Annotated in this window: 12 protein-coding genes; 3 read left to right on the top strand and 9 right to left on the bottom strand. The window is 66.9% G+C overall.

Annotated features, from left to right (window positions below):
• Positions 1-45 precede the first annotated feature (45 nt).
• Both ACH13J_RS05730 and ppx read left to right on the top strand, forming a co-directional pair.
• Positions 46-2,220 (top strand): RNA degradosome polyphosphate kinase, encoded by a 2,175-nt coding sequence (locus tag ACH13J_RS05730; RefSeq protein ID WP_397542354.1) that lies wholly within the window; start codon positions 46-48, stop codon positions 2,218-2,220.
• Positions 2,221-2,500: 280 nt separating this feature from the next.
• Positions 2,501-4,048: an exopolyphosphatase gene (ppx, locus tag ACH13J_RS05725; RefSeq protein ID WP_397542353.1), complete on the top strand. Its 1,548-nt coding sequence runs from the start codon at positions 2,501-2,503 to the stop codon at positions 4,046-4,048.
• A 9-nt stretch (positions 4,049-4,057) separates the two neighbouring features.
• Here the strand turns inward: ppx and ACH13J_RS05720 are convergent, their stop codons facing one another.
• The 7 genes from ACH13J_RS05720 to ACH13J_RS05690 form a co-directional block, all read right to left on the bottom strand.
• Entirely contained in the window at positions 4,058-4,426 is a 369-nt protein-coding gene (locus ACH13J_RS05720) for a hypothetical protein (protein WP_397542352.1), read from the bottom strand.
• A gap of 52 nt (positions 4,427-4,478) precedes the next feature.
• A complete protein-coding gene (locus ACH13J_RS05715) occupies positions 4,479-5,510 on the bottom strand; it encodes an endonuclease/exonuclease/phosphatase family protein (protein WP_397542351.1) in 1,032 nt (343 codons plus the stop codon).
• Position 5,511: 1 nt separating this feature from the next.
• Positions 5,512-6,195, bottom strand: a complete 684-nt coding sequence (locus ACH13J_RS05710) for a TerB family tellurite resistance protein (RefSeq protein ID WP_397542350.1) — start codon at positions 6,193-6,195, stop codon at positions 5,512-5,514.
• A gap of 89 nt (positions 6,196-6,284) precedes the next feature.
• Positions 6,285-6,899 carry a VOC family protein gene (locus tag ACH13J_RS05705; RefSeq protein ID WP_397542349.1) on the bottom strand — a complete coding sequence of 205 codons (615 nt, stop codon included), beginning with the start codon at positions 6,897-6,899 and terminating at the stop codon, positions 6,285-6,287.
• Complete coding sequence (locus tag ACH13J_RS05700; protein ID WP_397542348.1) at positions 6,896-7,402, bottom strand: MAPEG family protein; 507 nt, start codon at positions 7,400-7,402, stop codon at positions 6,896-6,898. The genes ACH13J_RS05705 and ACH13J_RS05700 overlap by 4 nt, the downstream gene beginning before the upstream one ends.
• A 72-nt stretch (positions 7,403-7,474) precedes the next feature.
• Positions 7,475-9,604, bottom strand: coding sequence for a methylmalonyl-CoA mutase (scpA, locus tag ACH13J_RS05695; protein ID WP_397542347.1), 2,130 nt, complete (start codon positions 9,602-9,604; stop codon positions 7,475-7,477).
• The gene (locus ACH13J_RS05690) at positions 9,576-10,526 is read right to left on the bottom strand and encodes a hypothetical protein (protein ID WP_397542346.1); all 951 of its coding nucleotides are present in this window, start codon (positions 10,524-10,526) and stop codon (positions 9,576-9,578) included. The genes scpA and ACH13J_RS05690 overlap by 29 nt, the downstream gene beginning before the upstream one ends.
• Positions 10,527-10,701: 175 nt before the next feature.
• Here ACH13J_RS05690 and ACH13J_RS05685 point away from each other — a divergent pair, with 175 nt between their 5' ends.
• Positions 10,702-11,157 (top strand): DUF4174 domain-containing protein, encoded by a 456-nt coding sequence (locus ACH13J_RS05685; RefSeq protein ID WP_397542345.1) that lies wholly within the window; start codon positions 10,702-10,704, stop codon positions 11,155-11,157.
• A 16-nt stretch (positions 11,158-11,173) separates the two neighbouring features.
• On the opposite strand, the gene ACH13J_RS05680 is transcribed toward ACH13J_RS05685, so the two are convergent.
• Positions 11,174-11,689 carry a hypothetical protein gene (locus ACH13J_RS05680; RefSeq protein WP_397542344.1) on the bottom strand — a complete coding sequence of 172 codons (516 nt, stop codon included), beginning with the start codon at positions 11,687-11,689 and terminating at the stop codon, positions 11,174-11,176.
• The gene (locus tag ACH13J_RS05675) at positions 11,686-12,585 is read right to left on the bottom strand and encodes a restriction endonuclease (RefSeq protein ID WP_397542343.1); all 900 of its coding nucleotides are present in this window, start codon (positions 12,583-12,585) and stop codon (positions 11,686-11,688) included. The genes ACH13J_RS05680 and ACH13J_RS05675 overlap by 4 nt, the downstream gene beginning before the upstream one ends.
• Positions 12,586-12,587 lie beyond the last annotated feature (2 nt).

The raw sequence follows: 12,587 nt of genomic DNA, 5'->3' as shown, positions 1-12,587 counted from the left end.
CACTCCGTCACCTGATTTTCACAATGACCAATGAAAAAGAGCAGCATGTTAACGGCCGATTTCCTGAATTCCCCCATGCCCGACCCGGTCGAGATGCCCGATCTCGACATCGAGGGCACGGGGCGTTTCTTCAACCGTGAACTCAGCTGGCTCGGCTTCAACTGGCGTGTGCTTGAAGAGGCGGAGAACCCCCGCGTCCCGCTGCTGGAGCGGCTGCGGTTCCTGTCGATATCGGCCACCAACCTCGACGAGTTCTACAACGTGCGCGTCGCCGGCCTGCGCGAGCTGGCCCGCGAGGGCCGCACGACCCGTGGCGCCGACGGCCTGACCCCCGCCGAGCAGCTCGTGCTAATCGACGAGGACGCGCGCCGCCTGCTGAAAAGCCAGCAGAAAATACTTGCCGAGCTGCGCCGCGAGATGGAGGCGGAGAACATCTCGATCCTGACGCGTGACGCCCTGTCCGAGGACGACCGCGCCTACCTTGCGCAGGCCTTTCTCGACCAGGTCTTCCCGGTGCTTTCGCCGCTGGCAATCGACCCGGCGCACCCCTTCCCGTTCATCCCCAATCTCGGCTTCTCGCTGGCCCTCCAGCTTGAACGCAAGTCCGACGGCCGCGCGCTGCAGGCGCTGTTGCCGATCCCGCAACAGGTAGACCGTTTCATCACGCTGCCCGCGCCCGAGGGAACGCATCGCGCCCTCCCGCTCGAGGAACTCCTGCTGCTGCATCTCGACAGCCTTTTCCCCGGCTACCGCTGCCAGGATTACTGTACATTCCGCGTGCTGCGCGACAGCGATCTCGAAGTCGAGGAAGAGGCCGAGGACCTCGTGCGCGAGTTCGAGGTCGCGCTCAAGCGCCGCCGCCGGGGCGAGGTCGTGCGCATGAAGATCTCGGCCGGCGCGCCCGCCGCGCTGCGCGACACCATCATGCGCGAGCTGCATGTCGGCCCCGAGGAAGTCGTCGAGATCGATGGCATGATCGGCGTGGCCGACCTCAAGGAACTCGTCCTCGACGAGCGGCACGATTTGCTCTGGCCGGCCTTTACCCCGCGCGTGCCGGAACGGGTGCAGGACCATGACGGCGACATGTTCGCCGCCATCCGGCAAAAGGACATGCTGCTGCACCACCCCTACGAGACGTTCGACATGGTGGTGCGCTTCCTCAACCAGGCCGCGCGGGACCCCGACGTGGTGGCCATCAAGCAGACGCTTTACCGCACCTCCGAGAAATCGCCCATCGTCGAAGCCCTGTGCGAGGCGGCCGAGGACGGCAAATCCGTGATGGCGCTGGTCGAGCTCAAGGCACGTTTCGACGAGGCCGCCAATATCCGCCAGTCGCGCCGGCTGGAACGCTCAGGCGCGCATGTCGTCTATGGCTTCATCGACTGGAAGACCCACGCCAAGATCTCCACCGTCGTCCGGCGCGAGGGCGACGGGCTGGTGACCTACACCCATTACGGCACCGGCAACTATCACCCGATTACCGCCAAGATCTACACCGACCTGAGTTTTTTCACCTGTGATCCCGCGCTCGGGCGCGATGCCACAAAGGTCTTCAACTACCTGTCCGGCTACGCCCGGCCCGACTCGCTGGAAAACCTCGCCATATCGCCCCACACGCTCAAATCCACGCTGCTGGAACATATCGAAGCCGAGATCGCCCACGCCCGCGCCGGCCGGCCCGCCGTCATGTGGGCCAAGATGAACTCGCTGATCGAACCCGAGGTCATCGACGCGCTTTACCGCGCCAGCGCGGCCGGCGTGCAGATCAGCCTCGTGGTGCGCGGCATCTGCGGCCTGCGCCCGGGTGTCAAGGGGCTGTCCGAGAACATCCGGGTGAAATCCATTGTCGGGCGCTTTCTCGAACACTCCCGCATCGTCTGCTTCGGCAACGGGGCGGGCCTGCCCTCCCGGGTTGCGCGCGTTTTCATCAGCTCGGCCGACTGGATGGGGCGTAACCTCAACCGCCGGGTCGAGACGCTGGTCGAGATCCGCAACGAAACGGTCAAGGCGCAGATCACCGAGCAGATCATGGCCGCCAACATGGCCGATGTCGCGCAAAGCTGGGTCATGGGGCCGGATGGCAAGTTCCGCCGCGCCGAATGGCCCGAGGGCGAGTTCGCCTTCAACTGCCACCGCTTCTTCATGGAAAACCCCTCGCTGTCGGGCCGCGGCACGGCCGGCGCGGCGGACGTGCCCAAACTGACCCACGCGGCGGAGTAGGGCCGCGGGACTTCGCCGGCATCGGGGCATGCCGCTTCCTGTCCGCGCGCCCTGCCATTCCTTGTCGCGGACACCAGCGCCGGCATTTTCGGAGTGGGCGGCATCGCCGCCACATCCGCGGAGATCGCGCAGATTTTTCGCCGCCGTTATCGTGCCATTCACCATCTCGATCCACGTGCGCGCGCTCAAGCGCAAGCCAGCCCTTTGATCCGTTGGCAGATTGACGCCCCCGCGGTGCTGGCGCATAACCGTGGGGACAGACGATCCTCTGGGGGGCTCGATGGACGGCAACAGCGAAGCCGCGGACGCCGATTGGGGCCCGTTCGGCCGCCCGCTTTTCGACGAGGCGTCGGCGCGCGGGCTCAACCGGGTCGGCGTGGTGGATATCGGCTCCAACTCGGTGCGTCTGGTGGTGTTCGACGGCGCCGCCCGCAGCCCCGCATACTTCTTCAACGAAAAGATCATGTGCGCCCTCGGCGCGGGCATGTCGCAGACGGGGCGTCTCAACCCCGAGGGCCGCCAGCGCGCGCTGGCCGCGATGCGCCGGTTCCGCCACCTTGGCGACGCGATGGATACCGGGCCGCTGACGGCGGTGGCCACCGCCGCGGTCCGTGACGCAGAGGACGGCCCGGCCTTCTGCGAGGAGGTCGAGCGCGAGACCGGCATCAGGATCTGGGTGATCGACGGCCAGGAGGAGGCACGCCTCTCGGCGCAGGGGGTCCTGCTGGGCTGGCCCGGCTCGTACGGCCTCGTTTGCGATATCGGCGGCTCGTCGATGGAGCTGGCCGAGATCAACGGCGGCGAGGTCGGGCGGCGCGTGACATCCTCGCTCGGACCGCTCAAGCTGCGCGAGATGAGGGGCGGCAAGAAGGCCCGAAAGGCGCTGATCCGCGACCGCCTGCAGTCCATGCAGGCCGAGATGGGTGAACAGAAGAACCGCCTCTTTCTCGTCGGCGGGTCTTGGCGGGCCATCGCCAAGATCGACATGGCGCGGCGGGGCTATCCGTTGCATGTGCTGCATGAATACCGGATGACGCCCAAGTCGGTGCGCGAGACGGTGAAATTCATCGAGGCGCACGACCAGGGCACGCTGCGCGAGGTTTCGGGCGTCTCCTCCAGCCGGATCGCGCTGGTGCCCGTCGCGGCCGAGGTACTGCGCGAACTGGTCAAGACCTTCAAACCCCGCGACATCGCGATTTCCAGCTACGGCATCCGAGAGGGATTGCTCTACGAGCAGATGCCGCCGCACCTGCGCGAGCGCGACCCGCTCCTGGAATCCTGCGCCTTCGCCGAGTACCGCGACGCGCGCGTGCCCGGTTTCGGCAAGGTGGTGTACGAATTCATCGCGCCCATTTTCCGCGCCGTCGGACCAGAGCGCCGCCGCATCATCAAGGCCGCCTGCCTGCTGCACGATGTCAGCTGGCGCGCCCACCCCGACTACCGGGCGGAGGACTGTTTCGACAACGCCACGCGCGCCAATCTCGGTGGACTGAAACATTCCGAGCGTGTGTTCCTTGGCCTCGCGCTCATGCACAGATATTCCAACAACCGCGAGGGCACGCGCTTTGCGGATCTCAGTTCGCTGGTCACGCCCGAGGACGAACAGCTGGCCGAGGTGCTTGGCAAGGCGATGCGCTTTGCCGCCATGCTCTGGCTGGAGCGCGACGCCAAGTTGGGCGAATTGTGCTGGTTTCCCAAGAAGAAACGCCTCGAATTGCGGCTTTCGGCGGAGGCCGCCCCGCTTTTCGGAGAAGTCGCCGAGGCACGCTTCCGGTCGCTTTGCGACACGCTCCGCGCCGAGCCGGCCATCCGCGCGCCGCGCCGCTGAGCCAAGCTGTCAGATCTCGATTTCCTCGTCCGGCTCGGGCGCGGGGTCCAGCGGCGTCTTGCGCCGGATGATGATGTCGCCGTTGGGCAGCATCTCGGGCGGATGATAGTTGCTCAGATCCTCTATGTCGCCGAGGATCTCGGCCAGCGCCGGGCCCATTTCACGCATGAAGTCGCGGAATGCCGGACCGGCCTTCTCGGCCATGCCGCGCAGGTCCTCCAGCGTCGGCTCCATCTCCTGCATCAGCCCGTCAAGGAACATCTCGGCCCCGCGCTCCATCAGCGAGCGGCCGTTGTCTTCCCCATTGTCCTGTGCCGCTGCCGGCACCGCCATCGTCGCCGCGACGGCCAGCGCCACGCCCTGTATCGTGCGTTTCATGGGACAGGATATAGGCAGGCGGGGCGGCGGATGTAAGGGCGCCCCGGCCGCGTTACAGGTCGATGTCCAGCGTCACGGGGAAATGGTCCGACGCGGCCACCAGCGCGTTGCGCAGTTCGGGCAGACGCCAGCAAGCGGGGTCGTCGAAGGGGTGCCAGATACGCCATCGCGGGGCCCGGCCCCGAAGGTCGGGCGAGATCATGACATAGTCCAGCAAAGCCTGCAGGTAGCGCTCCTCGCCCTGGATGTAGAACCGCGCCGTGGTGTTCATCGCCCCGATCCGCCGCCTGAGCGCGCGCAGCGCATGCGGATCGTAAAGCGACGGCCCACTGTCAGCCCCCTCGCCCATCACGATCTCGACCGAGGAGCGCCCGAACAGATGCTCGTACTCGTCAAGCCCCGGACCGTCGTTCAGATCGCCCATCAGCACCAACGACTCGCCCGCCTCCAGGTGCTGCATGACGCGCCGGCGCAGCCAGACGGCCTGCGCCTGCTGCTTGCGGCGGCTGGCGATGGCCCGGCGCATGATCTCGTCGCGCGAGGATGCCCCGTGCGGTGCCTTCGACTTCAGGTGCGCCCCGATCATGCGGAAGGCGAAACCGCCCGCCGTCTCGGCCGCGATCTCCAGCGGCGGCTTGGAGAATTCGACCCTGTCCTCCCGGGCGTCGATATCGAGATCGATCCGCAAGACGCCGTCGAAACGGGGCGCCGTGTCCGCCCCGGCCTTTCCCGGCGGCGATCCCTTCGGGTCGTGGCGGCAACGCAGTACGTCCGGATCGTACAGCAGCGCGATTTCCTGCTGGGTGCCGTTCTCGAACCCCATCACCGCCTTGCGGGTGCGCAGGCGCATCGCCGCGGCAAAACTCTCCAGCGCCCGCACGGTGCCGCGCCGACTGTTCTGGTCAGGCGCCTCGACGATCATCACCGCGTCGGCATCCATGGCGGTGAACACGATGCCGAGCGCTGCCAGCTGGTCGCCGCGCGCCACCCCGTGCCGGGCCGACGGGGCATCATCGTCCATCAGGTTGCCCGCGTCGTCGAACAGCGCGTCGAACCACTCCACGTTGTACGTGGCCAGCCGCATTTCAGGCAGCCCGCCCGCCGCTGATCTCCTCCCAGGCTCGGTTGAGGTCCTTGACCCGCTTTTCGGCCAGTTTCACGGCCTCCGCCGGGACGCCGCGCGCCTGCATCCGGTCGGGATGGCTGTCACGCACCTGGCGCCGCCACTCCTTTCGGATATCCTCCATGCTCATGCCTGGCGTCACCCCCAGTATGTCATAGGGATCGGGGACCGCGTCAGGCACGAACCGGCTGCGCAGGCGGCGGAAATCGGCCTCGGCCACGCCGAAGATGCGCGCCACCTCCTCCAGGAAGCGTGCCTCGTCGGGGTGGTAGACGCCGTCGGCCACGGCGACGTGGAAAAGCCCCTCCAGCAGATCGCAGAGCGTTCCCGTGTCCTCGCCGAACATGCGCTTGATCCGCCGCGCGTACTCGTCATAGCCCGCCACGTCCTGCCGCGCGAGGTTGAACACCTTCGCCGCACGTGCCTCATCTTCCTGCGCGATCTGGAACACCTCGCGGAACGCGGTGACCTCGTCCCGGGTCACCCGACCGTCGGCCTTCGCCATCTTTGCCCCAAGCGCGATCACCGCGATCGTGAAGGCGACGCTACGCTCCGGCGGCGCGCGCAAGCGGTCGAAGACCTTGCTCAGCGGCTCGCCCTTGGCAAGCGCCGACAACGCCTCGGATATGCGGTTCCAGATCGACATGCGTCACCACTTACCGGCTTTGACCGGGGATGTCAGCGCATCGGACCCACCGCCCGCACATTTTTCGCACCAGGCGGCATCGGGGCGCATCATTCCAGCACGCGCTGCCCGTGCGGGGTGGCGATCTCGGCCCGCAGTGCCCGCTTGCCGGTCTCGAAGGCCACGCGCGTATCGCGCAGGACAGGCGCCAGCCGCGCGGCAAGCGCCCGCGCATCGGGGTGCGCCACCACCAGCCGCTCCAGCCGGCAGCCCGACGCCGAAAGCCGGTCGGCCGGGTGCCCCCCGGCCTCCCATTGGATCACCGCAGGGTAGGCGTTGTCCCGCGGCAGGATACCGGTGTCGGGCACCGCCATCCGCCAGCGCAGATCCCCGCGCTTCAGCGCCACGGGGCGCCCCGCCTCGGGCTGCGCGCCCACGAATGCGTCGAGGTCATCCGTCCGGCAGATCCATGCCCGCGGCCGCGGACGGCCCGCGAAACGATCGAGATCGAACCACCGCGGGTATCCCGGGGCCGGCGCGCCCGGGTCGATGGCGATAACCTCAAGGTAGAGGCCCTCCTCCAACCCCAGAAGCAGGTTGTGAGTACCGAAATGGGTGTGCCGTCCACCCGGTTGCAGCCCGACGCCGAGCGTGTCCTCGACTGCCGCGCGCCCCGCCTCGAGCGTCTCCGCCGCCACGGCCAGATGATCGAGTTCAAGCCTCATGTCGCCACTGCCCACAGCGCCCAAAGCGCCACGAGGACCGTGGGCCAGAACCCGGCCGAGAACCCGAGGATGCGCAGGTGCGACGCGCGATGACAGCCGACCCAGTAGACCAGCCGCGTCAGGGCGAAGCCGCCACCGAGCGTCACGATAACCCCCGGCCCCGCGCCGCCCAGCATCACCGCCGCCGCCGGCCAGATGCAGAGCGCGAGGACCAGCTGCTCCAGCGTGTTCTGCAACGCACGCTGATCGGCCACCGCCGGGCCGTGCAGGGGTCCGCCGGCAAGCATGTCGCGGTCTCCCGTACGGCGCAGGGCCACCCGCAGCACCATCGCCGCCAGCACGAGCCCGGGCGCCAGGAACGCCGTCATGATCGTGGGCATAAGCGTGAAAACCGGCAGCCTGACGAAGCTCGCCGCCACCCAGAGCAGCAGGAGCGCCCAGACCAGCCCCGCCGCCGACGCCAGCATTGTCCGTGTCCGCTCGTCCATGCCCTGCCCTTTCATCTGGTCGCGGCCCTCCTGCCCGGGAAAATGGCGGGCGTGCCGGCGGGGGCAAGCCCGGCCGGCCGCCATCAATCAGCGCCGCGCCTCGCGGATGAGCTTCAGGATGTCCTGCGCGGCCTCGGGGATGTTGGTGCCCGGCCCGAAGATCGCCTTTACCCCGGCCTCCTGCAGGAACTCGTAGTCCTGCTGGGGGATGACGCCGCCGCAAATCACGATGATGTCCTCGGCCTGGCGGGCCTTCAGGGCCTCGATCAGTTGCGGCGCGAGCGTCTTGTGGCCGGCCGCCTGGCTGGAGATGCCGATCACGTGCACGTCGTTGTCGATCGCGTCCTGTGCGGCCTCCTCGGGCGTCTGGAAGAGCGGGCCCACATCCACGTCGAACCCGATATCGGCAAAGGCTGTCGCGATCACCTTGGCACCGCGGTCATGGCCGTCCTGCCCCATCTTGACGACCAGCATCCGCGGCCGCCGCCCCTCGGCCTGTGCAAACGCGTCCACCGACTTCTGGATCGCGGCAAAGCCCTCGTCGCCCTCGTAGGCCGCGCCATAGACCCCGGCCAGCGTCTTGACCTCCGCGCTGTGCCGCCCGAACTGCTTTTCCAGCGCCATGCTGATCTCTCCCACAGATGCCCTCGCGCGCGCGGCCTCGACCGCCGCCTCCAACAGGTTGCCGCCCTCCGCCGCGCGCCGCGTCAGCTCGTCGAGCGCGGCCGTGCAGGCGTCTTCGTCTCTTGCCGCCCGGATCTTCTCCAACCGCCGGACCTGGGATTCCAGAACGGCCGTGTTGTCGATGTCGAGCAGGTCGATCGGATCCTCCTTGTCGCGGCGGTACTTGTTGACGCCGACGATCACCTCCTCGCCACGGTCGATCATCGCCTGCCGGGTGGCCGCCGTCTCCTCGATCCTGAGCTTGGGCATACCGCTGGCCACCGCCTTGGTCATGCCGCCCATCTCCTCGACTTCCTCGATCAGCTCCCATGCCTTCTCGGCGAGGTCGTGGGTCAGCTTCTCGACGTAGTAGGACCCCGCCAGCGGATCGACCACGTTCGTTATGCCGGTCTCTTCCTGCAATATGAGCTGGGTGTTGCGCGCGATCCGGGCGCTGAAGTCGGTGGGCAGCGCCATCGCCTCGTCCAGCGCGTTGGTGTGCAGGGATTGCGTGCCCCCAAGCACCGCCGACAGCGCCTCGTAAGCGGTGCGGACGACGTTGTTGTAGGGGTCCTGTTCCTGCAGGCTGACGCCGGAGGTCTGGCAGTGTGTGCGCAGCATCTTGGACTTGTCGCTCTTCGCGCCGAACTCGGTCATGATCCGGTGCCACAGCAGCCGCGCGGCCCGCAGCTTCGCCGCCTCCATGAAGAAGTTCATGCCGATGGCGAAGAAGAAGGACAGCCGCGGCGCGAAGCTGTCCACGTCCATCCCTGCGGCGATCGCGGCCTTCACGTATTCCCGTCCGTCGGCGAGGGTAAAGGCCAGCTCCTGCACGAGGTTCGCGCCAGCCTCCTGCATGTGGTAGCCCGAGATCGAGATCGAGTTGAAGCGCGGCATCTCCCTGGATGTATACTCGATGATGTCGCTGACGATCCGCATCGAGGGCTCGGGCGGATAGATGTAGGTGTTTCGCACCATGAATTCCTTGAGGATGTCATTCTGGATCGTGCCCGACAGGTCCGCACGCGCCACCCCCTGCTCCTCGCCCGCGACGATGTAGCTGGCAAGCACCGGGATCACCGCGCCGTTCATGGTCATCGACACGCTGACCTTTTCCAGCGGAATGCCGTCGAACAGGATCTTCATGTCCTCGACGCTGTCGATGGCCACACCCGCCTTGCCGACGTCGCCCACCACGCGCGGGTGATCGCTGTCATAGCCGCGGTGCGTGGCGAGATCGAAGGCGACCGAGACGCCCTGCTGCCCGGCGGCAAGGTTGCGACGGTAAAACGCGTTCGATTCCTCGGCTGTGGAAAAGCCCGCGTACTGGCGGATGGTCCAGGGCCGCCCGGCATACATCGTGGCGCGGGGACCGCGGGTGAAGGGCGGGGCACCGGGAATGCTGCCGAGGTGGTCCAGCCCCTCCACGTCCTGCTCGGTGTAAAGGGGCTCGACATCGATCCCTTCCAGCGTTTTCCAAGTCAACTCTTCCAGCGGGCGGCCCTTGAGCTCCTTCTCGGCCAGCTCACGCCAGGTGTCTTTCTTCGATGCCATTGCCTTGTCCTCTTGTCGTCTGGACGGCGCCGGGGTGTGCCCCCCGTTGCGCCGGCCCGGTTTCCTCTATCAGTGTGGCCAACCCGTCGGCCCCGGCACGCAACCAGCACAGGTCATCGCCGTACATGGCGCGCATGCAACCAAGCTGCTCCGCGTCGAACGGGCACCAGCGCCCCTTGCCCCCCGGCAACCGGGCCACGGCGCCCCCGCGCGCGGCCGACAGGCGGCGCAACCGCGGCAACGCCGGTGATGCGTTGCGCCGCTTGCCATCGGTGGCGGGTGGCAGCATCGGCGCCCCCAAGCCGCGGCGTCCCGTCAGGCGCGTCAACCGCAAATCGGGCCGCCCCGCATAAGGCAGGTGCGGCAACACCCTCAGCTCCACGCCCGGCAACGCCACCGACAGCGCAAGGATCACGTCGCGCCACCTGTGACCGGCGGCCGCCAGGGCGGCCAGCTCCGCGGCCGTCGGCACCGCACGCCCGCGGCTTACCCAATAGCTCAGCATCGAGCACCAGAATTCGTCCTGTGGCCGGACAGACAACGCCACGCGCGTGATGCGATGGTCGAACGCCTCGGCGAACCGGGCCATGCGTCTCACGATGTCCGGGTAGAGCGCCGCCGCCCCCCGCGGCGGCCCCGGCGGGCCGCTCATGTTCTCGTCGCTGACCACAAGCTGGCGCATCCCCGCCAGCCTCGTCTGCTCCACGCGGTGCGCGATCCGGGCCCTTGCGCGGCGCATCTGCGCATCAGACGGCGGCCTGCCCCCGGCGGGGTTGATCCCCGCCAACAGCCCGCCACGGGTCGTCCACGGATCCCATGCCGCGATGCCCCGCGCCGCCAGCGCCGCGGCATTGGCGCGCAGATAGGCCTGAAAGGTGGTGGTGGCCGTCCGGTGGGCCCCGATGTGCACAATAACGTCCATGGCCGCGCGTCCCCGTGTCCCGCGGGGCGCCCTCCATGGGCGCCACACCGCGGAACGCGAGACTGGCCCTGCGCGCCTGTGCAGACGATTAATGGTAAAATTTTTCCCGCCACGGCCGGATTCCGCCTTCGCAACATGCGCGCTCCGGCCTATATCTGGCCCGACAGGAGACCACATGCGCCAATCGCTCACCCTTGTTTTTCTGATGTTTTCCCTCGCGCTCGGCGCGGGCGGCACGGTCGCGGCCGAAGACGAGGGCAACGGGCCCGATATCGTCATGTCGGGCGAAAACGTTGATTTGACCGAATTCAAGTGGATCAAGCGCCCGCTTGTCGTCTTTGCCGACAGCCCTGCCGATCCGCGCTTCGTCCAGCAGATGGAATACATCAACGACCGGCTGGAGGACCTGGCGGAACGCGACGTGGTCGTGCTGACCGACACCGCCGCCGACACTGGCAGCGCGCTGCGCGACAAGCTGCACCCCCGCGGCTTCATGCTGACGCTGATCGGCAAGGACGGCGACGTGTACCTGCGCAAGCCGCTCCCTTGGTCGGTGCGCGAGATCACCCGGGTCATCGACAAGATGCCAATGCGGCAGCAGGAGATACGCGACCGCCGCGGCGACAGCTGATTGCAGCGGCCCGCCATCACGCCGCCCCCATCACGGCAACGAGCACGCCGCGCGGCACATCAATCACGATCACCGTACCGCTTTCGGCGTCCCACGCCAGCAGCGCCCCGGCCGAGGTGAGCCCCGTGCGCAGCATCTCCTGCGCGCCGTCGCTCAGGCATTCCCGCGCCTCCAGCGCGGCACGGCGCATGGCCATCCCCGTCGCACGATCGGCATTGGCCAGCGCCACCAGAGCCGCGTCAGGGGGCTGCGCGGGGTCGTCAAGCGCCGCGCGCCCGCGCCTGTCCAGCACCCGCAGCATCTCGGCCACCGACGCCGTGACCGGCATCGCCGCGCCCACGCTGTCGTCCACCAGCCCGAACAGGCCCGCCGCGCAGCCAACCTCGGCCGCGAAATACCGCGTCTCGCCCAACGAAAACCACGCCTCCAGCCGCGCCCGCATCCCCGGCTCGTCCTCGCGCACGCACGACGCCAGAACGGCCAGCGCCGCGCCGGCCAGCGCGATGCGCGTGAGGGGGGAAAACCTCATCATTCGAAATAGCTCTCCTCGACGACCGAAACCTTGAATGTTTCGGTTACACGACATCCGACCTCATGTCGGACCATGAGCCGCGCCAGTTCGGGGCCATCAATGAGAACGAGACGTGCGCCCAGTTTTTCCGCCGTGGTACGTGCACCCCGGCTGAAAGTCGACGTCGTGACGAAAATACCCTTTGTGACGTCCTTCAGACCTAAAGCCCCGTAGAAATCCCGGATAGGTCCCGACCCTATAGGGCTGTCTGCCGCATACCGTTTGGCTTGCACATAAACTTGATCGACACCTAGCGGGTCGAGATTGATGACGCCATCCACACCGTCATCTCCCGACCGGCCCAGCACATTACCCGAAACTTCACCATAACCGTAACCCATTTTAAGAAGGAGATCGACGATCACCGCTTCGAAGAAGGCCGGTTCACTATCGCGTAAGCGACCGAGCAAATCTGCCGCTAGAGCATCAATGACCTGCTGATACGCGGCACGCATAGTCTCGTCTGGCGTAGTATTGGCATTGGTTCCCGTAACTGCGGTATCTTCATCCGAAGCATTCGTACGCGACTTGAATTCCAGGAATTGCTCGTACCGCTCTAAGAACTTTGCATCTATACGATCCGGATTCTCTTGCAGAGCGCGCCTTCCTTCGTCTGTTATCTCGAAATGGCCGCGCCGGGTATTGCGTACAAGTCCAGCCTGCTTGAGATAGCTTCTCGCCCAATGCACCCGATTGGCAAACCGTGTCTGCTTTCCGCTCGGGAGCAACTCAGCTTTTTCCTGATCGCTAAGCCGAAACGTCTTTTCAAGCCTGGTGACGGCATCCGAGATTTTCATCTCGCCCGACGCAGCCAGTTCCAGCACTGGTTTCATTAAGGACTGATAGTCCGGTATCATAT

Source organism: Roseovarius salis, assembly GCF_044472985.1.
Classification (GTDB): domain Bacteria; phylum Pseudomonadota; class Alphaproteobacteria; order Rhodobacterales; family Rhodobacteraceae; genus Roseovarius; species Roseovarius salis.
This window is presented reverse-complemented; position numbering and strand designations above follow the sequence as displayed.